General features: G+C 61.8%; 1 protein-coding gene. It reads left to right on the forward strand.

Features of this window, described 5'->3' with window-relative positions; genetic code table 11:
* The coding region (locus AC27VO_RS16570; RefSeq protein WP_488667813.1) for a flagellin N-terminal helical domain-containing protein at nt 1–327 on the forward strand (327 nt) is incomplete at both ends.

The raw sequence follows: 327 nt of genomic DNA on the forward strand, positions 1-327 counted from the left end.
GTGGCCGCCCGCAATGCCAACGACGGCATCTCGCTGGCGCAGACCGCTGAAGGCGCACTGGGCAAGATGGGCGACATGCTGCAGCGCATGCGTGAACTGGCGGTGCAATCGGCCAACGCCACCAACAGCAAGGCAGACCGTGAAGCGCTGCAAGCCGAAGTGAGCCAGATGCGTTCGGAAATTGACCGTGTGGCCAAGACCACCACGTTCAATGGCCAGAAGATTCTGGACGGCTCGTTTGCCGGTGGTGTGTTCCAGGTGGGTTCGGGTGCCGGTGACAACATCACCGTGGGTGGTATCACCAATGCCAAGGCCAGCGCACTGTCT

The sequence above is a fragment of the Comamonas sp. 14P8.1.4 genome, from assembly GCF_057799285.1.